Origin of the sequence: Nitrospirillum iridis (assembly GCF_014205765.1) — a bacterium.
Lineage (GTDB): Bacteria > Pseudomonadota > Alphaproteobacteria > Azospirillales > Azospirillaceae > Nitrospirillum > Nitrospirillum iridis.
The window spans coordinates 271,969-296,831 of sequence record NZ_JACIIZ010000007.1 but is presented as its reverse complement, the minus strand read 5'-3'; the positions used below and the strand labels follow the sequence as shown (position 1 = coordinate 296,831).

At 68.7% G+C, this 24,863-nt stretch carries 20 protein-coding genes; 7 read left to right on the top strand and 13 right to left on the bottom strand.

Annotated elements, in window-relative coordinates:
* Nucleotides 1-284: 284 nt before the first annotated feature.
* Complete coding sequence (locus FHS74_RS14570) at nucleotides 285-1,241, top strand: type 2 periplasmic-binding domain-containing protein (RefSeq protein ID WP_184801707.1); 957 nt, start codon at nucleotides 285-287, stop codon at nucleotides 1,239-1,241.
* Nucleotide 1,242: 1 nt separating this feature from the next.
* Here the strand turns inward: FHS74_RS14570 and FHS74_RS14565 are convergent, their stop codons facing one another.
* From FHS74_RS14565 to FHS74_RS14555, 3 genes are all read right to left on the bottom strand, one after another.
* A complete protein-coding gene (locus tag FHS74_RS14565) occupies nucleotides 1,243-2,565 on the bottom strand; it encodes a DUF3667 domain-containing protein (RefSeq protein WP_184801705.1) in 1,323 nt (440 codons plus the stop codon).
* A 100-nt stretch (nucleotides 2,566-2,665) separates the two neighbouring features.
* On the bottom strand, nucleotides 2,666-3,391 hold the full coding sequence (locus FHS74_RS14560) for an HAD family acid phosphatase (RefSeq protein ID WP_184801704.1): 726 nt from the start codon (nucleotides 3,389-3,391) through the stop codon (nucleotides 2,666-2,668).
* A 14-nt stretch (nucleotides 3,392-3,405) separates the two neighbouring features.
* Nucleotides 3,406-4,842 (bottom strand): metallophosphoesterase, encoded by a 1,437-nt coding sequence (locus tag FHS74_RS14555; RefSeq protein ID WP_184801702.1) that lies wholly within the window; start codon nucleotides 4,840-4,842, stop codon nucleotides 3,406-3,408.
* Between the two features lie 403 nt (nucleotides 4,843-5,245).
* On the opposite strand from FHS74_RS14555, the gene FHS74_RS14550 reads away from it, so the two are divergent.
* Entirely contained in the window at nucleotides 5,246-6,121 is an 876-nt protein-coding gene (locus tag FHS74_RS14550; protein ID WP_184801700.1) for a DUF4349 domain-containing protein, read from the top strand.
* On the opposite strand, the gene FHS74_RS14545 is transcribed toward FHS74_RS14550, so the two are convergent.
* From FHS74_RS14545 to FHS74_RS14525, 5 genes are read right to left on the bottom strand one after another with little or no spacing between them, the layout of a single operon-like run.
* A complete protein-coding gene (locus FHS74_RS14545) occupies nucleotides 6,118-6,867 on the bottom strand; it encodes an SDR family oxidoreductase (RefSeq protein ID WP_184801698.1) in 750 nt (249 codons plus the stop codon). The two genes, FHS74_RS14550 and FHS74_RS14545, sit on opposite strands and share 4 nt — an antisense overlap.
* Before the next feature lie 12 nt (nucleotides 6,868-6,879).
* Nucleotides 6,880-7,611 (bottom strand): histidine phosphatase family protein, encoded by a 732-nt coding sequence (locus FHS74_RS14540; RefSeq protein ID WP_184801696.1) that lies wholly within the window; start codon nucleotides 7,609-7,611, stop codon nucleotides 6,880-6,882.
* Nucleotides 7,612-7,615: 4 nt separating this feature from the next.
* Nucleotides 7,616-8,743, bottom strand: a complete 1,128-nt coding sequence (locus tag FHS74_RS14535) for a phosphotransferase family protein (RefSeq protein WP_184801693.1) — start codon at nucleotides 8,741-8,743, stop codon at nucleotides 7,616-7,618.
* Nucleotides 8,740-9,636, bottom strand: a complete 897-nt coding sequence (locus tag FHS74_RS14530; protein ID WP_184801692.1) for an SDR family oxidoreductase — start codon at nucleotides 9,634-9,636, stop codon at nucleotides 8,740-8,742. The genes FHS74_RS14535 and FHS74_RS14530 overlap by 4 nt, the downstream gene beginning before the upstream one ends.
* Before the next feature lie 4 nt (nucleotides 9,637-9,640).
* Nucleotides 9,641-10,900, bottom strand: coding sequence for an acyl-CoA dehydrogenase family protein (locus tag FHS74_RS14525; protein ID WP_184801690.1), 1,260 nt, complete (start codon nucleotides 10,898-10,900; stop codon nucleotides 9,641-9,643).
* A 114-nt stretch (nucleotides 10,901-11,014) separates the two neighbouring features.
* Between FHS74_RS14525 and FHS74_RS14520 the strand changes: the two genes are divergently transcribed.
* Complete coding sequence (locus tag FHS74_RS14520) at nucleotides 11,015-11,983, top strand: LysR family transcriptional regulator (RefSeq protein ID WP_184801688.1); 969 nt, start codon at nucleotides 11,015-11,017, stop codon at nucleotides 11,981-11,983.
* A gap of 28 nt (nucleotides 11,984-12,011) precedes the next feature.
* A complete protein-coding gene (locus FHS74_RS14515) occupies nucleotides 12,012-13,001 on the top strand; it encodes a tetratricopeptide repeat protein (protein ID WP_184801686.1) in 990 nt (329 codons plus the stop codon).
* A 10-nt stretch (nucleotides 13,002-13,011) separates the two neighbouring features.
* Here the strand turns inward: FHS74_RS14515 and FHS74_RS14510 are convergent, their stop codons facing one another.
* The 3 genes from FHS74_RS14510 to FHS74_RS14500 form a co-directional block, all read right to left on the bottom strand.
* Nucleotides 13,012-14,592 carry an EAL domain-containing protein gene (locus FHS74_RS14510; RefSeq protein ID WP_184801684.1) on the bottom strand — a complete coding sequence of 527 codons (1,581 nt, stop codon included), beginning with the start codon at nucleotides 14,590-14,592 and terminating at the stop codon, nucleotides 13,012-13,014.
* Nucleotides 14,593-14,696: 104 nt separating this feature from the next.
* Nucleotides 14,697-15,764: a LacI family DNA-binding transcriptional regulator gene (locus FHS74_RS14505; protein WP_184801682.1), complete on the bottom strand. Its 1,068-nt coding sequence runs from the start codon at nucleotides 15,762-15,764 to the stop codon at nucleotides 14,697-14,699.
* Between the two features lie 211 nt (nucleotides 15,765-15,975).
* Nucleotides 15,976-18,276 (bottom strand): TonB-dependent receptor, encoded by a 2,301-nt coding sequence (locus FHS74_RS14500; protein ID WP_184801680.1) that lies wholly within the window; start codon nucleotides 18,274-18,276, stop codon nucleotides 15,976-15,978.
* 336 nt (nucleotides 18,277-18,612) lie between these two features.
* On the opposite strand from FHS74_RS14500, the gene FHS74_RS14495 reads away from it, so the two are divergent.
* Nucleotides 18,613-20,289, top strand: a complete 1,677-nt coding sequence (locus FHS74_RS14495) for a tryptophan halogenase family protein (protein ID WP_184801678.1) — start codon at nucleotides 18,613-18,615, stop codon at nucleotides 20,287-20,289.
* A 1-nt stretch (nucleotide 20,290) separates the two neighbouring features.
* Here FHS74_RS14495 and FHS74_RS14490 read toward each other — a convergent pair whose 3' ends face one another.
* Entirely contained in the window at nucleotides 20,291-21,340 is a 1,050-nt protein-coding gene (locus FHS74_RS14490) for a LacI family DNA-binding transcriptional regulator (RefSeq protein ID WP_184801676.1), read from the bottom strand.
* Between the two features lie 289 nt (nucleotides 21,341-21,629).
* Here FHS74_RS14490 and FHS74_RS14485 point away from each other — a divergent pair, with 289 nt between their 5' ends.
* Nucleotides 21,630-23,141, top strand: a complete 1,512-nt coding sequence (locus FHS74_RS14485) for an MFS transporter (protein ID WP_184801674.1) — start codon at nucleotides 21,630-21,632, stop codon at nucleotides 23,139-23,141.
* Here FHS74_RS14485 and FHS74_RS14480 read toward each other — a convergent pair.
* Nucleotides 23,091-23,603 (bottom strand): PaaI family thioesterase, encoded by a 513-nt coding sequence (locus FHS74_RS14480; protein WP_184801672.1) that lies wholly within the window; start codon nucleotides 23,601-23,603, stop codon nucleotides 23,091-23,093. The two genes, FHS74_RS14485 and FHS74_RS14480, sit on opposite strands and share 51 nt — an antisense overlap.
* Before the next feature lie 197 nt (nucleotides 23,604-23,800).
* Here FHS74_RS14480 and ppk2 point away from each other — a divergent pair, with 197 nt between their 5' ends.
* Nucleotides 23,801-24,787 carry a polyphosphate kinase 2 gene (ppk2, locus tag FHS74_RS14475; protein WP_246463136.1) on the top strand — a complete coding sequence of 329 codons (987 nt, stop codon included), beginning with the start codon at nucleotides 23,801-23,803 and terminating at the stop codon, nucleotides 24,785-24,787.
* The last annotated feature ends 76 nt before the right edge of the window (nucleotides 24,788-24,863 follow it).

Genomic DNA, 24,863 nt, shown 5'->3' with positions numbered 1-24,863 from the left:
CCCCGTAAGCGCGCGCAAATGCCGCACCACCACAGGGTGTGCCCAGGGATGTCGCCGGACGCCGTTGGCCCCAGCGCCCGCGTTAACGACTGGCTAACCTGACGGGCGTAGGCTGCGACCTGGCGGCAACCCTGCTCCCCAGGATCAGGGCTCGCCCCGGGAGAAGGCCGCCGATACCGTCGGCCATAACAAGGCCCCGGCGGACGATGTCCGTCGAAGGGTCCGCCACCACCAAGCGATAACGGCCCCTCTGGCAGAGGGGGGCCGCAGGATGTGTTTGCGCCATGACGCCCCATTCCCCCAAGAGCCCACGCGGCGGACGCCTGTTGGCGCTGCGACGTGTCCTTCCTGTTTTGGCCATCCTGCTTTGGCCTTTCGGTCCGGGGGCGGCGCTGGCGGCCGGCCCCGGCGACGATCCTGTCGACATGGGCGGCATGGCGCTGCCCGGTGGCGGCCCACCGGCCCCCCTGGTGGTGCACGCCCTGGACCAGGGCACCGCCTCGGCCTATGTGCTGGAGGTGCTGAAGCTCGCCCTGACCAAAAGCGGCCAGCCCTACGTCCTGAAAATCGACCACCGCGCATTGCCCACCGGCCAGGTGCTGCACCTGCTGGAACAGCCGGACAACGGCACGGTGGACGTCTACTGGCTGGCCAGCAGCCCGGCGCTGGAGGCGCATTTCCAGCCGGTGCGCGTGCCGCTGGACCGGGGCCTGATGGGCTATCGCCTGTTGGCGGTGAACGAGGCGGCGCAAGCCAAGATCGGCGACGGCACGGCGGCCCCGCTTTCCTTCGCGCAGGGCGAGGGATGGCCCGAATCCCGGCTGCTGCGCGCCGCCGGCCTGACGGTGCATGAGACCGCCGGCAATTTGTACAACGCCGTGGCCACAGGCGGGGCCGACGCAGCACCCCGCAGCAGTCTGGACATCGATCAGGAGGTGGCGCGGGCGCAAGACGCCGGCGTGCCGGTGACGGTGGCCCGCGACGTCGCCCTGTTCTACCGCGACTTCTATCTTTACTTCTTCGTGGCCAAGCATAACGACCGCCTGGCCGACATGCTGCAGGACGGCCTCTATCGCGCTTATGCCGACGGGTCGTTCATGGCCCTGTTCCGCACCGATCCGCAGATCCGCGCCGCGCTGGCCTATACCCGGCAGGGCCGCCGGGTGCTGACGCTGGCCAACCCCGACGCCACCGCCCCCACCCGCGCCATCGCCGCCAGCCTGACGGAAAGCCTGGAATAGGCTATTCCACCAGGCCCACGGAGATGATGAAGACCAGGTACAGCGTCAACGCCAGCGTGGCCACCCATAGCAGCACGGAGGTGCGCCACAGGGCGCCGAAGACGCCCAGGCGGTAGGCGCCCTTGACGTGGGCGTACATGTGGATGGGCGGCACCAGGAACAGCAGACCCAGGATGTCGGCGGTCAACCCCAGGCGCGAGCCCAAGGCCGCCACCGCCGTCAACACCGCCATGAAGGAGAGGGAGTGCAGGGCGAAGACCACGTGGTCGTAGAGATAGACGCCCCGCTTGAACAGGAACATCAGCCAGATGAACGGCACCGACAGGGGCACCAGCAGGAAGGACAGTTTCGACGCCGAGGCCTTGATCTTGTAGAGCGTCAGTTCCGGGTTGCGCAGGGCGTGGCGGATATGCTCCTCCAGCTTCGGGTTGCCGATATCGATCGAATTCTCCGACGATGCCAGGCGCTTGGCTGAGCGCGCCCATGCCGGCTCGTCACCCACCGGCTCATCCGCCACCGACCAGGTCATCTTTTCCTTGCCGGCCTTGCCCGCCTCGGCCTTCGCCGGCGCTTCGCCCCCTGGGCCCTTCGCCAGCCCCTCGCCGGCCGGGGCCGCCGCCTCGGAGGGGGCGGCGTCAGGCCGCGCCGCGTCGGGGGCTGCCTTCGCGGGCGCCTTGGCGCCCGCTTTGGAGGCCGCGTCGAAGGCCTTAAGCACGGCCTCCGCCACCTTGAGCTGGCGCGCGCGCTCATCCCGGCGTGCGGTCATCTTGTCGACCTTGGTGCCGTCCCGCAGCGCCTCGGCCAAATCCTCTTCCGCGTCTTTCAGATCGCTCTTGGCTTCATTGACGGCGGCCTCCAGTTCCACCCGGCCTTCGGCCACGGACTGCTGATCGACAGCCGCCAGCGGATTTCCATTCAGCACCTTGTCCGGCGTGTCGACGAAAGACAGGCCGAAAAACATGAGGAAGACGCAGAACAGGAACAACGCCAGCGGCGACACGTAGCGCACGCGGTGGCCGTGGACATAACGCCGCGTCAGGCTGCCCGGCCGGAAGGCCAGCATGGGGAAGGTGCGCCAGACCTTGCTGTCGAAATGCAGGATGCCGTGGAAGAACTCCTCCACGATGTGCAGCAGCGAGCGATGGACATGCCCGACCTGGCCGCAGGCATGACAGTAGGCGCCCACCAGATGCGCGCCGCAGTTGGCGCAGCGATGGTGCCCGTCCTCATGGCTGACGGCGGTATGGTGCCGTTCGCCCTCAATCGCCCTGGCGACCAGGCCAGCTTCCGCCAAGCCGCCGGCCGCATCGATCTCCCCACTCATCCCCGCCCCCCAAAGGCAATTCCCCGCATGGCGCGGAGGCGGGGCAAAGGATGCGGGCAGGCCGCCCTATTTGCAAGATTGCCTCACGGGCCATGCCAACTTAAGGGATGAAATAGAAGGGGTTGGCCAGTTTGAAGGTGCGCTCGGCATGGCCGCCGGCCAGGTCGCTATCCTGGTCGCCCATGTTGGCGATGATGATGTAGCCCTGGGCCTCGATCTTCGCCCGCTCCGCCGCCTTGTACGTGGCGGCGGACTGGCCGTGGGCACCGGCACCCTTCAGCACCAGGCCGGCCCAGCCCTCATACCCCGCCGCCGCCAGGTTGCGGGCGGTGGCATCGCGTTCCCCTTCCGGCCGGCCGGTGACGAAGAAGACGGCCACACCGGCGGCGCGCGCCTGGCGGAACACCGCCAGCGTGGGCGCGATGACGGCCGCCTGGCCCATCATCTCCCACGCCGGGGCGCCGCACGGGCCCCTCTCCAGATCGCAGCCACCCGCCTTGATGTAGCCGAAATCGTTGACCTTCATCTGCGGCCAGTTGCTCAGCGACGTCTCATCGATGTCCAGCACCAGGGCGGGGCGCGATCCAGCCGGCAGGGTCGCGGCGCGCGCCGTGACCCAGGCCCCGGCCTCCGCCGCGACACGGGCCAAGTCGCGGTCATAGGCGCCGCTGTCGTGGTAGGCCAGCAGCTGGGTCTTCACCACGCCCAGGTTGGGCAGGTCCATCACCGCCACCGGGGCGGGCGCCGCGACCGGCGCCACCGCCTGATGGGCACACCCGCTCAGCAGCAGCAGGGACAGGAGGGCGGCGGACAGGGGGCGGAACATGGGCGCGGAGTCCTTTAAGGGGCCGGGCAGGCGCAGCGGGTGTAGGCGTCGACCAGCGTGTTATCCAGGGCGCAGAGGTAAAGCGGCTGGTTCGCCGGCGTCATGGCCGCGGCCTGGGGCCGGGCGACGCTGTAGATCTGGCGGTATTGGGCCTTGGCCGGCGCGCTGTCGCGGATGCGGTCGATGATGCCGCGCAGGCCGTCCGCGGTCAGCGCCGGGGCGCCCCAGGCCCGCCCGGTATCGTATTCCGGCGCCCAACGCGCGGTTTCCACACTGGGTTCGTCGCTGAGATTGATCATGGAATAGGTGGTCAGGCTGGCCACCGATCCATCGGGGGCGCTGACACCCAGCTTGAAGGACGGGCTCTGCTGATAGACCGGGCTGACCGCCGGGGTCACCAGCACGGGCACACCGGCGCCGGGCGGCCCCACCAGGCGCAGGTCGTCCATATGGATGTGGCCGGCGAACATGACCTTGATGATGTCATGGAATTCGGCCAGCTCCCGTTCCAGCCGTGGCTCCATCCCCGGGGCCAGCAGTTCCACCGGGGCGGTGCAGGCGGGAACGGCACGGCCCCCGGCCGCCGCCTCCTTGGCCGCCTTGGCCCAGGCGTTGGCGGTGGCATAGCCATCGATGCCCGGCACGACGTGGGTGATCAGCCAGACGCGGGCACCGTCGGCCCGCGCCTGGGCCAGCGCCTGGTGCAGCCAGGCCAACGTGGTGTCCTGCGGCCTGTCGTCCGGCCGGCCGCAGCTGTTCTTGTACTTGCGGGTCAGCATCACCGTGTCGAACGACAGGATGCGCACGCCCTTCAGCGTCGGATGCGGGATGACGTAATTGCCGGCCTGGCGCCAGTCGCGCCCGATACCCGCCCGGTCGCCCCGTCCCCCCAGCGCGCCGCCGAAACCGGCGGTGACCAGCGGCAGGGTGTCGTCGAGGAAGCGGCCGTTCGGCTCCACGGCATAGTCGCCGCAATAGCTGTCGTTGTTGCCCAGGGCCGTCAGCACCGGCACACCAGGGAAGGTGCGGCGCAGGCTTTCCATCAGGACGGTGACCGTCTTCAGGGCGAAGGCGCGGAAGGCGGCCTCATCCCCCTTGTGCGCCGGGAAGGCGGCGTCATACGTCTCCCGGAAATCATGGGCCAGCATGTCGCCGGTGTGCAGGACATAGGCCGGATGCGCCTGGGCCTGGCGCATGCCGGCGAAGGCGGCGCGCAGCAGGAACCAGTTGCTGTCCCGGCCGAAGGGCGACAGGCGATGGCCGGGCTGGCTGTCCAGGATGGCCGGCCAATCCTTGGCCGGCGCCGCGTCCAGCCGGGCGGCCAGGCTGGCGTCATCCAGCGGATTGAAGTGCAGGTCGCTGATCACCAGGAAGGGCGGTTCCGCCGGCTTTCCCGAAGGTGCGGTGCTTGCGGCCGAAGAACCGGCCGGGGCCAGGAGGGACAGGACCATTGTGGCCGCAACCACCATCGGCCAGGACCGGACCTTCACCACAAGCGCCCCCACACGTCACCGCCACACAGCAATCCGTTGATGGCGGGCCGCCCCGTTCCTGTCAATGGCCCCGGTTGCAGCGCCGCAAAAACATGACCAATTGGACAGGATTTGGCAGTGCCGCTGAATGATTGTTTCCCGGAAGCCCTTGGCTTTTCTGATAGTATCCGGCCAAAAGGTCCAACATCGTTTCGTATTAACGTCGTGTTGCACGCGACAATCGGCAGAGGCAGGAACGCCCTGTCGCCCCTGGTTATGCCGATAATGCAATCATGGCGATATTGCCATGAACTCTCCGAAGATTTGCCGCCATCGGATTTTAGGCTCCACCCCTTACACAATTCTTCGATGGGGATCGCAGATGAGGGGATATCGGAGGCGGCGGCTGCCGCTGTTGATCGCGGCTGCGTGCTTGGCGCTGGCCGCGTGCGGCAAAGTGGAGGAAAAGAAGGAGGTCGCGGCCCGCCCGTCAGCGCCCGTCCCCGGTTCCAAGGAAGACTTCGTCGCGTTCGGCATGGCCCCAGAAGGGCTGCAGGCGATGCGGCGCAAATATGTGGCCGTCAGCCAGAGCTACACCCTGCGCCTACCCGCCGACGCGGTGGAGGCTGTCCAGCGCCGCCATCTGGAAACCTGTGCCAAATTGGGCTGTGAGGTCCTGGAGTCCCAGGTGAACCGTAATGGAGCACGGGGCTGGATCAATGCCCACACCAGCTTGCGCCTGCCTCCGGCCGCTCTCGCCGCCTTCACCGCCGCCCTCACCGCTCCGCCGGTGGAGGTCACCGCCCATTCCGAGACCAGCGAGGACAAGACCTTGGCCGTGCTGGACGTGGACAAGCGACTGGAGAGCAAGATCGCCCTACGCGAGCGGCTGACCGCCCTATTGCGCCAGACCAGCACGAAAAACGTCGGCGACCTATTGAACGTGGAACACACCCTGGCCCAGGTACAGGGGGACATCGAAAGCGCCACCGCCCAGCGCGACTATCTGCGCACCCAGACGGAAACGGTGAAGGTGGACATCCGGTATGAGGGCGCCCAGCCGGACGAACCCAAACCCGATGGTGTGGATTGGCGCCCCCTGAAAACCGCCGCCAAGGATTTCAGCGGCATCGTGGTGGCGTCGTTCGCGGAAGTCCTGACCTTCACCGCGCGCGTGTTGCCCTGGGCGCCCCTGGTGGCCCTGGCTGGCTGGACCCTACGCCTGGTGTGGCGCCGATCGCGCGGCAAATCCGCTTAAGCCAGCTTCGCCACCACCGACAGGGGCAGCAGCCTCATCACCGGCGCCAGGAAAGCCCAGGGCCAGGCAGGGACATAGGCGGTGGCGGGTTCCCGCTCGATGGCCCGCACCAGCAGGCGGCTGCCCACGTCGCCCGGAATGGCGAAGGGCAGGCGCTTGGCCCCCGCGTTCAGTTCGGTGCGGATGTAGCCGGGGAAGATCGTGCTGACCCGGATGGGGGTGCGCAAAAGCTCCGCCCGGATGCCTTCCGCCAGGGCGGCGAGGCCGGCCTTGGTGGCGGCGTAGGTCGTCAGGTGCTTAGGTAGGCCGCGCAGCGCGCTCATGGACGAGATCACCACCAGGTGACCGTTGTTTCGTGATCGGAATAATTCAACCGCCGCCTCGCACTGCGCCAGGGCCGCCACGAAATTGGTCTGAGCGGTGGCCAGGTTGTCGGCGAAGTGGCCGGTACCGATGCGCCGGCCGGAGCCGATGCCGGCATTGACGATGATGCGGTCCAGCCCCCCCATTTCGGCATCGAAAGCACGGAAGGTCTCAAACACCGCCGCATGGTCGGTGACGTCCAGCGAACGGATGGCCACGCGGATGCCGGGGTGGGCCCGCAGCAACTCCTCCCGCAAGGCCTCCAGCCGGTCGGTGCGGCGGGCGCACAGGGCGAGGTCGCGGCCCAGGGCGGCGAACTCCCGCGCCATGCCCAGCCCCAAGCCGGAGCTGGCGCCGGTGATCAGGATGGTCTTGGCCGGCATGGGGGCGATCCTTCAGCGATAGGTCAGCAGGCCCGGCGGGGCCTCAAGGCAGGCATGTTCGTTCAGGCTGGACAGCGACCAGCCGGGCCCCACCGGGGGGCCCATTTGCGCGACAGCCCGGGACGGAACCAGCAGCTTGGTGACACCGCCATTGACCAGGGCCCAATGCAACTGGCGGGCGGCGGCATCGTCCAGGCCCAGCACCGCCTGCACCGCCACCATGATGGGACCGCCGGAGGTGAAGACCAGCACCGCGCCGCCCCCGTCGACCGCCCGCTGGGCGGCGCGCGCCAGGCCGGCCAACACGCGGGCGCGGAACACCGGCCAGCATTCGGCGTAGTCGCCGTCATGGCCGCCCCCCATCCAGCGGGTGACGGCGTCGGCGAACAGGGCCTGGTAGGCGCGCCGGGGGTCGGGCGCGGTTGCCAGTTCCGCCCGAAGCGCCGCCGCGTCCGCCAGATCCGGCCGATGGCGGGCGATGATGTCGGCGGGGTCGTATTCGTTGAGGTCCGGATCCTGGGCCAGGGCCACGTCGCCCCGGCCCATCGCCCCCAGGCAGGCGCCGGCGGTGTCGCGGTGACGGTTCAGGCCGCCACTGACGGCGACGATGGCCGCCGCCCCCAGGCGTTGCGCGAGGTCGCGGCCCACCCTGCGGCCCTGGTCCAGGCCGATGGCCGACAGCCGGTCATAGTCGTCGGCGCCGAAGGAGGCCTGGCCATGGCGGATGAGGTACAGCGCCACCATGGGATCAGCGCCCGGCCCGGCGCAGGATGCGGCGGCAGCGCCAATCCAGGTAGGTCACCAGCAGCCAGAAGCGCTTGAAGGCCGGATTGCGGGTCTGGCGGTGGTGATAGCGGTAATAGATCTGCTGGGCGATCACGGCCAGGCGGAACAGGCCGAACACCTCATAGAAGGTCCAGTCCACAGCATTCGCGTCCAGCCGGTCGCCCATGGCCGCCAGGTAGCGCGCCACCACCTCGTCCCGGGTCAGCATGCCCGCCAGATGGGTGGGCTGGCGGCGGATGGAGCGCATGATGAAGTCATCGTCCGCCTGCACCCAATAGGCCAGCGCCCCGCCCAGATCCATCAACGGGTCGCCGATGGTGGCCATTTCCCAGTCCAGCACGCCGATGACATGGGTGGGATCGGCCGCGTCCAGCACCAGATTGTCGAAGCGCCAGTCGTTGTGGATGACGCACGCGGCACTGTCGGCCGGGGTGTTGGCCGCGAGCCAGGCACGCACCGTGCGGAAGGTCGGCACGTTCCAGGTGCGCGCCTTCTCATAGCGGCCGGACCAGCCCTCCACCTGGCGGCGGCAATACCCGTCGCCCTTGCCCAGGGCCGCCAGGCCGGCGGCTTCCGGATCCACCCGGTGCAGGGCCACCAGCTTGTCCACCATGGCCAGGCACAGGCGGCGCACCGCCCCCTCGTCCAGGGTCAGGCCGCGCGGCAGGTTGGCCCGGGGGATGATGCCGGCGATGCGTTCCATGACATAGAAGTCGGCGCCGATGACCCGGTCGTCCTGGCACAGCCCCACCATGGTGGGGACCCAGGGGAAGACGGGCTTCAGCGCCTGCTGCACGCGGAATTCGCGCGCCATGTCGTGGGCGGACTTGGCCTTGGTGCCGGCGGGCGGGCGGCGCAGGATGAAGTCGCCCCCGGCCCCGCCCTCGCCATAGGCCAGACGATAGGTCCAGTTGGACGCCCCACCGGAATATTGCGTCACCGTCGGCGGGCCGGCCAGATTTGGCCGCAGCTCCCTCAGCCAGCGGTCGACCGCCGCCACGTCCAGTTCCTCCCCCGCCCGCACGGGGCCGGCCCGGTCGGTCAGGGGGCGGGGGGCGGATTGCCCCGTCGCGGCGGGCGCTTCGGTCATCTGCGCGTACCCGTGGGCGTACCGGTGGGCGTGCCGGCCGGCGCCGGGCCCGCCGCCGCGCGCGACGGGGTCGCCATGCTGCGCGCCCGCCGGTCGATCATGGCGACGTACCAGCGGCGCGGCAGCAGGCGCTTCAGCAGCCAGAAGCGGCGGCCCTCCTTATGCGGCAGCAGGTGCATGCGGCCGGCGGCAACGCCCTGGTAGACATAGTCCGCCACATCGTCCGCCGTGATGCCGGGACGGTTCAGCAGTTTGTCCACCCGGGCGCGCAGGCGCGGGTCGGTGGTGCGCAGGCTGCTGGCCAGGTTGGTCTTGAAGAAGGATGGGCAGATGACGCTGACGCCGATGCCGCTGGGCGCCAGTTCGTGCTGCAGGGTTTCCGACAGGGTGACGACGGCCGCCTTGGTGGCGTTGTAGGCGCTCATGGTCGGCATATCGAGCAGGCCAGCCATGGAGGCGGTGTTGATGAAATAGCCATGGCCCTGCGCCTTGAACATCGGCGTGAAGGCGCGGCAGCCGCGCACCACGCCCATCAGGTTGATGTCGATGATCCAGCGCCAGTCGTCCAGCGGCGTGTCGTCGATGTTGCCGGCCTGGGCCACACCGGCGTTGTTGACGACGATGTCGACCCCGCCCCAGCGCAGGGTCAGGGCCAGGGCCGCCGCCTCCAGGGCGCCATCGTCGCGCACGTCGCAGGGGATGGCGAAGGCGTCCGGCGCGATGGTCGAAAGCTCCGCCACCGCCGCCGCCATGGCCTCCGGGTTCACGTCGCCCACGGCCACGCGCCAACCGGCCCGGGCATAGCGCCGGCCCAGCGCCAAGCCCAGGCCGCTGGCCCCGCCGGTGATGAAGATGCGGCCCCCGCCGCTGCCCGTCTTCGGCGTGATGCCCATGGCCTTACCCCTCCCCGCCTGTTCTTGTGTGACCGGATTTCTTGTAGCCGCGCTTGGCCAGTTCGATGCGCGCGATCATGGCCTTGTGCACCTCATCCGGCCCGTCGGCCAGGCGCAGGGACCGCGCCTGGGCGTAGAAGCCGGCCAGCGGCGTGTCACCGGACACGCCGGCCCCGCCATGCATCTGGATGGCGTCATCCACCACCCGCTCCAGCACGCTGGGCGCCACCACCTTGATGGCGGAAATCTCGGTCAGGGCCGCCTGGGTCCCCACCTTGTCCATCTTCCAGGCGGCATAGAGCGTCAACAGGCGGGCCTGGTCGATGGCCACGCGCGCCTCCGCCACCCGCTCGCGGTTGCCGCCCAGGTCGATCAGCGGCCGGCCGAAGGCGGTGCGCGCCATGCCGCGCTTCACCATCAGGTCCAACGCCTCCTCAGCCGCCCCCAGGCAGCGCATGCAATGGTGGATGCGGCCCGGGCCCAGGCGACCTTGCGCGATCTCGAACCCCATGCCGGGGCCGGCGATGAAGTTGGCCAGGGGCACCCGCACCCGGTCGAACGACACCTCGCCATGGCCATGAGGGGCATCCCAGGCGCCGAAGACGGGCAGCATGCGCTCGATGCGCACGCCGGGTGCCTCCAGGGGCACCAGCACCATGGAATGCTGATGATGCCGGTCGCGCCCCGCATCCGGCGTGCGGGCCATGACGATGGCGATGCGGGCGCGGGGGTCGCCAATGCCGCTGGACCACCATTTGCGGCCCGTCACGACGATCTCGTCGCCCTCCACCACCGCCGTGGCCGCCATGTTGGTGGCGTCCGAGGAGGCCACCTCCGGCTCCGTCATGCAGAAGACGCTGCGGATGTCCCCCGCCAGCAAGGGCTTCAGCCATTCCTCCTGCTGCGCCGTGCTGCCGTAGCGCCACAGCACCTCCATGTTGCCGGTGTCGGGGGCGTTGCAGTTGAACACCTCCGGCGCCATCAGGCTGTGGCCCGTGGCCTCGGCGATGGGGGCGTATTCCAGGGTGCTGAGACCGGCGCCCAGCTCCGCGTCCGGCAGGAACAGGTTCCACAGGCCCTCGGCCTTGGCCCGGGCCTTCAGCTCCTCCATCTTGGGCGGCACGCGCCAGGCGCGCCAGTCGGGGCCGTCATGGACCGCGACGTCGCGCCAGTACCGCGCCTCCACCGGTGCGATATGGTCGGCGATGAAGCGGCGGACACGGGTCAGGTAGTCCTGGCCCCGGGCGCTGGGCTGGAAATCCATCGGCGTTCTCTCCCTCTGTCCCCTGCGCGGGACCTGCCATCGGCGTGGCGTTGTTGAGGGCCAGTGTAGCGCCGGATTGACATGAACGAACGGGAAGTTTATGCGCGATAAACCATGAATGATATTCATGATATACGGCTGCTGTCCCGGCTGGACCTGAACCTGCTGCGGGTGTTCGACGCGGTTTACCGGGCGCGCAGCCTGACGCGCGCCGCCGATGAGCTGGCCTTGTCGCAATCGGCCGTCAGCCACGCCCTGGCCCGCCTGCGCGACCAGCTGGGGCCACACCTCGGCACGGGCGGCGATGAGCCGCTGTTCCCCCGCGACGGCCGGGGGGTCGCCCCGTCCGCCCTGGCCCGCCGCCTGGCCCCCCGCGTGCGGGAGGCGCTGGCGGCCCTGGGCCGGGCCCTGGCCGACGCCCGGGATTTCCAGCCCGATCGCGACCTGCGCCAGGTCATCATCGCCATGCCGGAGGCGGTGGAGCCCGCCTTGCTGCCCGGCATGGTGGCCCGGCTGCGCCAGCACCTGTCGGGCGGGACGGCCCATCGGATGGACAGCGTGCGCCTGGCCAGCGTCCGTTTGGAGCGGGCGACGATGAAGGCCGACCTGGCACGCGGCCGCATGGATCTGGCGGTGGACGTGGCCCTGCCCTCCGACCCCGATCTCTGCCATCTGCCGCTGTTGAGCGACGACTATTGCCTGGTGGCGGCGGCCGGGCACGGCCCGGTGGACCTGGACGGCTATCGGGCGGCCGCGCACATCGCCGTCTCCTCCCGGCGCAGCGGCCCGGCGGTGGAGGATTACGCCCTGTTGCGCCTGGGCATTCAACGCCGCATCGCGCTACGCTGCCAACGGTATGAGACCGCCTGCCACGTGGTAGCGGAGACGGGCCTGAAAGGCGGCGGAATGCTGCTGACCATGGGCCGCCATCACAGCCAGCCGCTGGTGGACGGCAGCCGGGGCGCCCTGGTGACTTTGCCCCTGCCTCTGGACATGCCGCCGCTGGCGTTTAATCTCTACTGGCATCGCGCCAGCGATGACGACCCCGCCAACCGCTGGCTGCGTGACGTTTTCCGGCCCTAGCGCCCGAATTTTGCTCAAGGACCCCGCCATGTCGCGCCCCCTGCCCCGCACCGTCCCCCGCGCACCGCTCTCGCGGCTGGTCCTGCCGGTCGTGCTGGCCGCCCTGCTGGCCTTCGGCGGCACCGGCGCCGCCAGGGCGGACAACGCCGCCGACTTGGCGATGGCCCGCTTGGCCATGGCCAAGCAGGACTATGCCGCCGCCCTGCCCAAGCTGACCGCCCTTGCGCAACAAGGCAACGCGGGCGCCATGGTGGAACTGGCCAAGGCCTACGGCCTGGGCCTGGGCGTGCCGGTGGACAAGGACAAGGCCCTGGCCTATCTGCGGCAGGGGTCGGACAAGGGCAACGCCCAGGCCCAGGTGGGCTTGGCCGTGCTGTACGACCAGGGCAGCAATGGCCTGCCCAAGGACCCGGTGGAGGCCGCGCGCCTGTACAAGCTGGCCGCGGACCAGGGCAACGCCCGTGGCCAGGTCAGCCTGGCATGGCATTATGAGAACGGCAGCGGCGTGCCCAAGGACGTGGCCGAAGCGGTGCGCCTGTACACGCTGGGCGCCCGCCAGGGTGATGCCGCCGGCCAGACCAATCTGGCCTGGATGTACCAGAACGGTACCGGCGTGCCCCGCAACCCCACCGAGGCGGCGCGCCTTTACAAACAGGCGGCCAATCAGGGCTTCGTGCGCGCCCAGGGCCAGATGGGTGCCCTGTACCTGGCCGGCCTGGGCGTGACCAAGGACCCGGTGGAGGCGGCGCGCTGGAACATGCTGGCGGCGGACGGCAACTGGGCGCCGGCCCAATTCGCCCTGGGTTTCCAGTACCGTCAGGGCGAGGGCGTGCCCCGCGACGACGCCCAGGCCCTGCGTTGGCTGCGCAAGGCGGCGGACGGTGGTGAGCAAGGTGCCATCGCCCTGCTGGCGCAGATGTACGAGAGCGGCGACGGCGCGCCCAAGAACCCGGCGGAGGCGGCGCGGCTGCGCGCCAAGCTACCCCCCGAGCAGCGCACGGGACCAGCGCCGCGCTGATCGGGCCCCCTTACGGCGGCGACTGGCGGGAATGGGCCAGCAGGTCGACGCGGGACATGCGCACGATGTGTTCCGGAGTTTCCGTCCAGCCGCCGATGAGATCCCCCGCCACGAAATCGGCGCCGACACGGTCGACCAGAGCCTCGGTTTCCACCGTGTCCACCCCCTCGACATAGAGATTCAGGCGATGGCGGCGGGCCTCCGCCGCCACCAGTCCCAGGTCGATGGCCAGCCGCTCGGGACTGGCGCGGTCGACGCCGGGGCGATCCAGCCCGCCCGCCCCCGGCAGGATGACCCCCACACCCTTGACCCCCGCCGCGGCCAGGGTGGCCATGTCCTGCCGGCCCAGGCCGATACCCACCATGAGGTTGCGGCCGAAGGGCTTCAGCGCCGTGACGAAATCGGCGAGCCGGCCGGTAGGCGTCCCATCGGGCAGGTCGACCAGATGATAGGTGAGAAAGGGGATGAGGTGGGCTGGAATGCGGCTGGCCAGCGCCACATAGGACCGCCGGCGCTGCACCCCGGCCAGCGTCTCGTAATGGACGGGCAACGACAGGAAAAAGCGGAATCGGTTGTCATAAAGCTCCAGATAAGCGGCGATGGCCTGACGCATCGCCTCTTCATCCAGTTCCAGAATGGCGTGCAGCGTCTCCGCCGACAGCGGCCCCGGGCCGGCCAGCTGGGGAATGGAATCGTAGCCATAGACCGCTTGCCCGCCCCGGCGCCTGCGCCGGCCCCGGGTGATATAGAGGCATAGGGCCTGGTGATTGGCGTCCCATACCGGCCGATAAACGATTTCCAACGGGCCCAGTGGACTGTGAGCCGCCCAGGCGGCCTTGACTTCCCCCGATTGGAAGGCCGGGGGCTCCGCGCCCGAGGGCACGGGAACGCCCCTCGGGCGGCCCGCCCCCTGGCCGGGCAGGGGGGCCCAGAGGGGGGCGCCCGCCCCGCCGGCGGATCCGGTGACGGCGTTGCCCAGCGGATCGACGGCCGTCCGGGAAGCCGGGCCTGCGCCGGTCGATCCGGCGCCGACGCCCCCATCCTTGGCCACGGCGTCCGCGCGGGCGGCCCCGGCCAGCAGGTCGGCCAGCCGGTGCGGCTTCATCACCAGGTCGCCCGACACCTTGCGCACCGCCGTCCGCACGACGATCGTGGCCGTGTCGGCATCGCCCAAGAGCAGCCGCTGCAGATCCTGAAGGACGCGGGCGCACAGCAGGCCGGCCGCCCGTTCATCCATCCGGGCGAACACCACGAGATAGGTGTCGGGGCCGTAAGGGAAGACGACATCGCTGGGACTGAGCGACTGGTTCAGCAGGCGGTCGGCCAGCTGGTGAACCCGGTCGCGCACGGATTCCCAGCGGGCCCCCAGCCGCTCCTTAAGGCTTTCCAGGCCCAGCATCTGGACGCTGCCGGCGCTGACACGCGCCTGATGCGCCAGAATGGCGTTAAGCCGATCCTGGAAATCGTCCGAGGTGGCCTCGGGCGTGACAAGGCCGCCAGCGCCCGCCGGCCCGGAAGGGCGCGCATGGTAGGCAGCCGCCGAACCATCACCCTGCCACCAGGCCGTGATTTTGTTGATCAGATTGGACATGCCGGCGCCTAACTTTTCCGCTGCCGAACCGACCCTATGGTGCCGCCCGGCGGGCCCGGCGAGAACTCAAGCGGGTGGGGTACCCCTTCCGGATAGGACGCCGGTCAGCGCCTGGGACGGCCGGCGGAAGACATGCCCGGTGGTGGGGCGGTCGATTCCCGCACCACCACCTCAAACTCAAGCAGGCGGCGCGGCATGGGGTTGGACCAGGGTTGGCGCCGCACCGCCCGGTCAATCAGCAGGTCGGCCGCCGCCGCCGCCATGCGGCTGATGGGCTGACGGATCGTGGTCAGCTGCGGCCAGATGATGCGCGCCACCGGCGTGTCGTCGAAACCCGCCACCGACAGGTCGGCCGGGACACTGAACCCCAGGCGCTGGGCCACGGCGACGGAGGCGGCGGCCATGTCGTCATTGCTGGCGAAGATGGCGGTGGGCCGGTCTACCAGGGTCAGCAGCTGTTCGGCGCAGGCCATGCCGGTGCGGTAGGAGAAGTGGCCTGGACGCACCAGGTCCGGGTCCAGCGGGATACGGTGTTCGGCCAGTTCATCCCGGAAGCCGCGATAGCGCTGTTCGGTGGCGCCATGGTCGGGGTGGCCCAGCAGGAAGCCGATGCGGCGATGCCCCAGGCTGATGAGATAGGCCGCCATCTGCCGGGAAGCGGCGTAGTCGTCCATGTAGACGAAGGGCGCCGTCTCCCGGTCCGTGTCGGGCGCGATGCGCACCAGCGGGATGCGTGACGCGCGCAAGGCCTCCAGCACCCCGGCATGATCGACCAGTGGCGGGGTCAGGATGACACCTTCCAGCCGCAGCTGGGAGATGAGGCTGGTGACCTGGTCACCGACCCGGGGGTCGGTGCTGTCCCAGGGCTCCACCAGCAGGTGGAAGCCGCCCTGGCGACAGCGGGCCACGGCACCGGCCTGCACGTCGCTCATGTAATGGGCGCTGGGGTTGTCATAAAACAGGCCGATGAGGAAGGAGCGGTCGCCGGCCAGGCCCCGGGCGTTCAGGTTGGGACGGTAGTCCAGGCGGGCGATGGCATCCAACACCCGGCCCTGCGTTTCAGGCGAAACGCCGGTCTCGCGGTTGATGACCCGCGACACGGTTTTGATGGACACCCTGGCCAGTCCCGCGACCTCCCGAATGGTGATCGACCGCTTCTCCGGCTGGGCCATGGGGTCTTCCAAAGCAGGGGGATGAGGCACGCGTTCAAACGTGCCGGACGGGGATAAAGGGATGGGCGGTGCGGGGGGCACCGCCCATCAAGGTGCAGGATTCGGGGAGAGTGTATCCTGCCAGAAAGGGTAAACCGGGATGCGGGGGGAGAAATCCCCGCATCCCGGGGAGTCGACCGAAACGAACGATCCGGGCCGGAGACCGACCGGATCAGAAGCTGGCGTGGGCCCGCACACCCCAGGTCTGGGGCGGCATGTACACGGCCGTCCACACCGGCGTCGCCGGGGCGCCAAAGGAGCCGGCGTTGGTCTTGATGTTGGCGTCCTCCACGTTCTGGACGAAGCCTTCCACCGACCAGTTGCCGCTGGGGGCCTCATACCGCACCGCCAGGTCGGTACGGGTGTAGGCCTTCTGCTCGTCGTAGCCGGCCACGTTGAAGTAGGACAGGTAGCTCTTGGTCTCGAAGTGGGTCGAGACGCGCGGGATGACCCGCCCGCCATTGGCCAGGGTGAAGGTATGCTCATACCCCACCGTGCCGGAGAAGGTGGGCGCATGGGCCAGCTGGTTGCCCTTCAGCTGCTGCAGATGGGCGGTATCAGCCGAGCTGTATTGGCGGGCGTCGATGCTGAGCAGGCTCTCCAGCTCGGTATGCTGGACCGAGGCGGAGAACTGCAGGGTGTCCTCGGGCGTCACCCGGGCCATCAGTTCGGCTTCCAGGCCATAGGCTTTGGCGCCCTGGGCGTTCTGGGTCACCAGCGAGGAGGACAGGATGTTGCCGGCCGTGTCACGCACCGTCACCGCCTGATTGACCTGGTAGCCGGTGAAATCCTCGTAATAGGCCGCCAGGTTGACGGTGGCCTTGCCGCCGAACAGCGTCGTCTTGGCGCCGACCTCGTAGTTGGTCAGCGATTCCGGACCGGCCAGCAGGCCGCCATCCTCGATGTTGCCCGACTTGAAGCCCGTGCCGATGCTGGCGTAGGTCATCAGCACGTCCTTGATGATGTCCGCGTCGGCGCGCACCAGCCAGGTCGCCTTGCTCCACTGGCCATAGACGTCGTTGGCCGACGCCACGTAACCGGGGATGGAGTAGGGATCGCGACCGAAGATGGCCTGGGTGCAGGAACCGCAGGTGACGTTGCGCCCACCCACGTCGGACTTGTCGTCCCGGGTGTAGCGCAGACCACCGGTCAGGCGGATGTCATCGGTGACGTGCCAGGTGGCCTGGCCGAAGCCGGCGGCGGACTCGATCTCGCGATCCGCCTGGATGAAACTGCCGGCCCAGTTGAAGGTGCCGCCCCGGTAACCGTTCAGGATGTCGACGTCGAAGCGGATCTTGTTGGTCTCATGGGAATAGTAGGCGCCCAGGATCCAGTCGATCGTATGCGTGCCCGCCGACTTCAGCTGCAGTTCATGGCTGAAGAAGTCATAGCTGGACCATTGGGTGCTGTTCTGCTGGAAGGCGCCGCCGGGGGTGGAGGCGCTGGTCGGCGGCAGGGTGCCGCCGTCGGTGTCCACCTGGCCGCCGCCGCCCAGCCATGAGGCGCCCGCGATGTAGGACAAATCCAGGTAATCATTGATGGCGTAGTCCATATGGCTGTGCACGGACTTGGCGGTGCGGTCCTGCTCCGGCGCGCTGTCGATCTGGGCGGACCACAGCTTCTGGCCCGCGCGCGGGGTCTGCATCAGGCCCAGCACCGGGGCGCCGGTATCCTCATACCATTCGAAGTTCAGGTCCCAGGTGAAGCTGTCGGTGGGCGCCCAGGCACCGCTGACCCGGAACGACTTCTGGTCGGCCGCGTAATACTTCTTGCCCGAGGTGACATAGGCCGACGGGTTGACGCCCGCCACGTTGGGCGCCGCCTGGTAGTCGACATAGCCGTCGTGCTTCTCGGTCACGAAGGCGACGCGGAAGGCCAGCTTGTCGTTGATCGGCAGGTTGAACATGCCGCGGGTGCCGAAGCGGGCGTAGGACCCGGCCACCACCTCGGCGTTGCCGTATTCCTTGTCGAAGGTCGGCTTGGCGGAAATCAGGTTCACGGCGCCGACGGTGGCGTTGCGGCCGAACAGCGTGCCCTGGGGACCGCGCAGCACCTCCACGCGTTCCATGTCGTACATCAGGACGGAGGCGCCCTGGGCGCGCGGCGAATAGATGCCGTCCACATACATGGCGACCTCGGGATCGGCCACCTCGGTATAGGCGCTATCATTGCCGATGCCCCGCAGCGTCAGCATGATCGCCGCCTGGTCGCCCTGCTGGGCGAAGGCCAGGCTGGGCACGAACTTGGCCAGGTCGGTCACGTCCTTGACCTGCTGCTTGTCCAGGCTGTCCTGGCTGAACGCCGACACGGCGATCGGGGTCTCCTGCAGCTTGGTTTCGCGCTTGGTCGCGGTGACGAGGATCTCTGTAAGGGTATCGGAACTGGCGGGGGCCGCCGCGGTCTGCGCATACGCGCCACCGGACAGGGCGATCACAGCCGCCGCTTGCAGATAGAGTCCGAGTCTCGCCTTCATTTTAGCTTCCTCCCTTTTATTCTAGCCTGTTGCAGGCGGATTTCAGCGACCGTCCCCTTGCGAATGGGACTCAGGACCGCTGTGGGCCGCATGTTCGGGGGCAGGGTCAAAGCTGTCAACAAAATTATGACAACGCTGTCGCACAGCGCTGTCATATGGCGGAAAGCGTGGTAATCTGGCCTCATGGACGGAACAACGCTTGCCGCCGCGCAATCATGCGCGAGCAACCATAGGCAGAATTAATGGGTAAAACTAGCGATTCTGGCCCAACGCGTTGAGAAACATAAGAAAGGCAACCGCCGCAACCAGGGCGGGCGCCGACAGGGGAGGATGAGAATGGCCGTAGCGCGGGCGCCGGAGCGCCGGATCGTGATCGTGGGCGGGGGCACCGCCGGCTGGCTGACCGCCGCCTACCTGGCCAGGACACTACGGGCCGGCGCACCGGGCGGGGTGGACATCACCCTGATCGAATCGAGCGACATCGGCATCATCGGCGTGGGCGAGGGCACCTTCCCCACCATCCGGTCCACCCTGGCCGCCATCGGCATCGACGAGGCGCGCTTCCTGCGGGAAAGCAGCGCCACCTTCAAGCAGGGCATCCATTTCGTGGACTGGGCGGAGACGCCGGCGCCGGATGCCAGCCCCACCCAGGCCCTGGGCGCCGTGCCCGGCCACAGCCATTATTTCCACCCCTTCAACTTCCCCCACCAGGGCAACGGGCCGGAACTGCTGCCCTACTGGCTGCTGGGCGGGGCCGGGGACGCGCCCTTCGCCGAAGCGGTGACCTTGCAAAAGGCGGTGGCCGACGCGAGCCGGGCGCCCAAGCGCCCTGTGGACCCGCCCTACCACGCGCCGCTGAACTACGCCTATCACTTCGACGCCAACCGCTTCGCCGCACTGCTGCGCACCGTGGCCATCGAGCTGGGCGTGCGCCATCTGGTGGGAACCGTCGACCAGGTGGTGCTGGACGGAGCCGGCGGCGTCGCCCGCCTGGACACAAGCGACCATGGCGCCCTGACCGCCGACCTCTACATCGATTGCAGCGGCTTCCGGGCGGAGATCATCGGCCGGGCGTTGAACGTGCCCTTCAAATCCTGCCAGGACGTGCTGTTCAACGACCGGGCGCTGGCCCTGCAGGTGCCCTATGACCAGCCGGACGCCCCCATCCCGTCTTATACCGTGGCGACGGCGCATGAGGCGGGCTGGACCTGGGACATCGGGCTGAACGACCGCCGGGGGACCGGCTACGTCTATTCCAGCCGCCATAGCGACGACACCCGGGCGGAAGAGGTGCTGCGCCGCTATCTGGGCCCGGCCGCCCAGGGGCGGGAGGCGCGGCTGCTGAAATTCCATTCCGGTTACCGCACGGCGCAGTGGGTGGGCAATTGCGTGGCCGTGGGCCTGTCCGGCGGCTTTTTCGAGCCTCTGGAATCGACCGGCATCATGCTGATCGAGGTGGCGGCCCACATGATCGCCCAGTTCTTCCCATGGGGCGTCCAGGGGGGCGTCCAGAGGGGCGCCCAGGGGGAAGACTCGGCGCGCACGGCGGCATCCATGGCCGCCACCGCCCGGACCTACAACGCGCTGATGGGCAAGCGGTATGAGCGCATCGTTGATTTCCTGAAGCTGCACTATTGCCTGTCGCGGCGCCGCGACAGCGCCTATTGGCGGGACAATGCCGACCCCGCCACCATCCCCGAGGCCTTGCGCGACCGGCTGGCGCAGTGGGCGCATCGCCCGCCCAGCCGTTACGACTTCGTCGCCGACCACGAAACCTTCCTGCCGGCCAGCTATCACTACATCCTGTACGGCATGGGTTTCAAAACCGACCTGGAGCCGTCGCGGGCCCTGTACCACCGCATGGACGAGGCGCGGCACGAATTCCGGGGCCTGCGCGCCGTGACCCCCCAGGCGGTGGACAGCCTGCCCACCCACCGCGCCCTGGTGGAACAGGTCTACCGCCACGGCTTCCAGCCACCGCCTTTGCAGAAGACGGCGGCCGGGCGGCGCTAGTTCAAGCCTTGCCCGGCGGACGGGAGGTGGACTGGCGCAGCAGGATGGTGTGGGCCAGCACCTGATGCGGCACGGGCTTGGGCCAGTCGACCTTGCCCCGCTGGGACAGCAGGCCGATCAGGATGTCGGCGGCGGTTTCCGCCATTTCCCGTACCGGCTGGCGCACGGTGGTGAGCGGCGGCCACATCATCTCCGCCAGCGGCGTGTCGTCGAAGCCCACGACGGACAGGTTGGCCGGCAGGCTGAAGCCGCGGTTGTGCGCCTCCGCCACCACGGCGGCGGCCATTTCGTCGTTGCTGGCGAAGATGGCGGTGGGCCGGTGCGGCTGGTCCAGCAGGCGGCGGGCGCAGGGCACGGCCGAGGCGTAGGTGAATTCCCCCTGTTCCACCAGCACCGGGTCCACCGCCACGCCGCCGTCGGTCAGCGCCTCGCAATAGCCGGTGTAGCGCAGGATGGTGGCCGTGTGGTTGGCCTTGCCCTTGATGAAGCCGATACGGCGGTGGCCCAGGGCCAGCAGATGCTGGGTCAAGGTATAGGCCGCCTGCCGCTCGTCGATGCGGACGGAGGGGGATGTCTCCGATTCCTGCTGCGGTGTCACGCGGACATAAGGCACGCCCGCGTCTTCCAGGATGCGCAGCACGATGGGGTTGTCGGTGACGGGCGCGGTCAGCACCACACCGTCCAGGCGCATCTGGTTGACGATGGCGCTGGCCCGCTGTTCCACATTCGGGCTGCGATAATCGATTTCCTCGATCATCAGGTGATAGCCGTGAGCGCGGCAGCGGTTCAGCAGACCCACCTGGATTTCCAGGGTATAGGGGCCGCCGGCGTCGCCGTAGAGATGGCCAATGAGGTTGGAGCGTTCGCTGGCCAGGCTGCGCGCCATCATGTTGGGCTGGTAGCCCAACTCCGCCACCGCCTTCTCGATGCGTTCCTGCATGTCGGGACTGACATAGCGTTCCTTATTGATGACCCGCGACACCGTCTTGATGGACGCTCCCGCCAGGCGCGCCACATCGATGATCGTCGGCTTGCGGTCAGGCCCCGCCATATGTCCTCACTCCCCATTCACCTTGCGGCCACGCCCCCCTGCGGGGGTGGCGCCGGCCTACAATCGCCCAAGGTGCCCCGCTGCGGCAATCCTGCATCGATGGCGCAAAAAAGCGCGGCCGTCCATCACTTGACCTCCATTCCGGGCGACCCGCCCTAAAGGCATGCTGGCGCGACCGCCACCGGATGTTGTTTCCTGGGGACGGCCCAGGGAAGGCGAGGGTGGAAATGGCACCGCTGTCATTCCGTCGCCGTCGCCGGGGCCCCATGAGAAGAATATCGGGGGGAAGATGGCTTACGGACAGGCGCCGGTGCCGTTGAAGACCAAGCTGGGCTACGCCGTCGGTGATTTGGGTCTGAACCTGCATTGGCAGGCCATGACCCTGTTCCTGGCCTATTTCCAGACGGACGTGCAGGGCGTGCCACCGATGTGGGTGGGCGTGGGCTTTCTGGTGGCCGCCATCGCCGATGGCCTGGCCAACCCCCTGATGGGCGTGTGGGCCGATCGCACCAGCACGCGCCTGGGCCGCTATCGCCCCTTCATCCTGTGGGGCGGCGTGCCGCTGGGTCTGGTCATGGCCGCCTGCTTCACCGCCCCCGGCCTGGGGCAAGGCGGCCTGATCGCCTACGCCATCGTCAGTCACACGGCCTGGCGCGGCGTCTACACCATCGTCTCCATCCCCTATGCCTCGCTGTCGGCCCGCATCACCCAGGACGCGGAGGAACGGTCCAGCCTGACGGGCTACCGCATGACCTGCGCCTTCATCGGCGGCATCACCGTGTCCTTCCTGCTGCCGGCGCTCGCCGCCCGCATCGACCACATGGCGGGCAGCATCTATGCCGGCCTGGGCTACAGCGTCAGCGGCCTGGTGGTGGGTTGCCTGTCGGTCGCCCTGTTCTGGTTGTGCGCCTCGGTGGTGAAGGAGGAGCCGTGGCCCGCCCTGACGCCGGCGTCGAGGTCCACGCTGGACAGCGATGTCGGCGGTTTCCTGCGCACGCTGGGCCGGTCCGGCCCGCTGACGCGCCTGCTGCTGTCCATCGGGCTGATCCAGATCGCGGGCGCCCTGCAGTTCCGCAATCTGGTCTATTTCTTCAAGTACGACGTGGGCGACATGGCCCTGGCGGCCTACGCCATGCCGGCCTTTTCCGCCGCCAGCGCCGTCAGCGTGCCGTTCTGGGTGTGGCTGTCCCGCCGTTTCAGCAAGAAGGTGTCGTGGCAGCTGGGCACGACGCTGGCGGCCGCGGCGTCGCTGGCCTTCCTGGCGGCGCCCAGCGGCCAGACCGCCCTGGCGGTGGCGGCCATCGCCGCCCTGTTCGTCGGCTGCACCGTCCACGCCGTGGGCTTCTGGGCCATGCTGCCCGACCTGGTCGACTACAACGAGTGGCGCTTCGGCCGACGGGACGAGGCCAAGATTTTCGGCGTGGCCTCGCTGGCGCAGAAGGTGGCGCTGGGCCTGGCCGGCGCGCTGCTGGGCTGGCTGTTGACCGCCATCGGCTTTGTGCCCAACGCCGCCCAGTCAGCGGAAACCCTGGGCGGCCTGCGCCTGCTGATGTCGCTGCTGCCGTGTGGCCTGTTCGTCACCACCCTGGTGCTGATGGCGGGGTATCCGCTGGACGGTCCCCTGCACCGCCGCATCGTCGAGGAATTGGCCGCGCGGGCGGCGGGCGACGCGCCGCCCCTTGCCGCCCCCACCGTCGCCTCAGCCCCGGATGCCAACGGTGCCGGCGTCACCGGTGTGGGCCCCGCGCGTCTAGGCGGCCCGGGGCTCGAACACCAGGCACGTGGTGGTGCCGTGGGCTAACAGCCGGCCCTGGGCATCCAGCAGGCGGCCCTCGGCGGTAGCCGTGCGGCCGCCGCTGTGGATGATACGGCCCTCGGCCCGCACCGGGCCCGTCGCCTCCGTCACCGCGCGGATGTAGTTGATCTTCAGTTCCAGCGTGGTGTAGCCGCGCCCGCCGGTCAGCATCGTCTGCACAGCACAGGCCATGCAGCTGTCCAGCAGGGTGGCGATCCAGCCGCCATGGACGGAGCCGATGGGGTTGTAATAAGCGTGCGCCGGTGTGCCGGTGAAAACGGCGTAGCCGGATTCGGCGTGACTGAGGATGAAGCCCAGGGTGTGGGCGATGGGCGGCGGCGGCAGGTCACCCGCCATCATGGCGCGCAGGAAGTCCAACCCATCCATGCGGGCCAGCGCCGCCCGGCGTTCCGCCTCGCCGGTCAGGGCGGCGGCAGGAAGGGCGGCATCGTTTCCCGGGGCGGTCATCCTCATCCTCGTTCGCTGGTTTGATCCGTCGCGATCTTGGCCCATGAAACTATCATAATGCAAGTTTCATGAGAGATGCGGCGCATTGACATGGCGCAAGGATGGGGCGTCCCATTCGGAGGAAAGGTACGGGCAGGAACCGCAACGGTTCACCCGCGCACACTACCCCCGCGCAAACCACTGGGAGGCCTGGGACCATGGCCGGCAAGTCCAAGAAGCACGCGAACCAGAACACCCAAGCCCGGGGCAATGGCGCCGCCAAGGGCGGCACCGTGGGCGAACCCACGCCGGAGGAGATGGAAGACATCAGCCCGGCACCCCCGTTGGACGGTGAGATCCTGCGCAACGCCAAGGAGCATAAGCGCATCGAGGACCGCTGGAACATCCTGGGGCCCGGCAAGCCCGGCCGGCCACCCAAGCATTACAAGTACATTGATGAGATGGCCCGCCTGCAGTTCGAACTGCTGAAGCTGCAGGAATGGGTGCGGATCGAGGGCCTGCGGGTGGTGGTGCTGTTCGAGGGGCGTGACGCCGCCGGCAAGGGTGGGGTGATCAAGCGCATCACCGAAAGCCTGAACCCCCGCATCTGCCGGGTGGTCGCCCTGGGCACCCCGACGGAGCGGGAAAAGGGCCAGTGGTACTTCCAGCGCTATGTCCAGCACCTGCCGGGCCCCGGCGAGATGATCCTGTTCGACCGCAGCTGGTACAACCGCGCCGGCGTGGAAAAGGTCATGGGCTTCTGCCGGGAGGATGAGTACCAGGAGTTCCTGCGCGCCTGCCCGCTGTTCGAGGAGATGCTGGTGAAGTCCGGCATCATCCTGATCAAGTACTGGTTCTCCGTCAGCGATGAGGAGCAGGAGAAGCGCTTCGTGGAGCGCATGCACAACCCCATGAAGCGCTGGAAACTGTCACCCATGGATTTGGAGTCGCGCGGCCGCTGGGTGGAATATTCCAAGGCCAAGGACGTGATGCTGGCCCATACCGACCACCCGGTGGCCCCCTGGTATATCGTCGATGCCGACAACAAGAAGAAGGCGCGCCTGAACTGCATCGCCCACCTGCTGCACCAGATCCCTTACAAGGATTTGAGCCCGGTGGAACTGCCCCTGCCGCCGCGCCAGCCGGACAACGGCTATAAGCGGCCGAAGAAGTCCAGCCAGCATTGGGTGGATGAGGGGTATTGAGGTTTTTCGTGTTCCCTCAAACGCCGGGTGGCCCCGGTCGGGCCCCACAGCACCATGGCCGAGCACGTCATGGTGC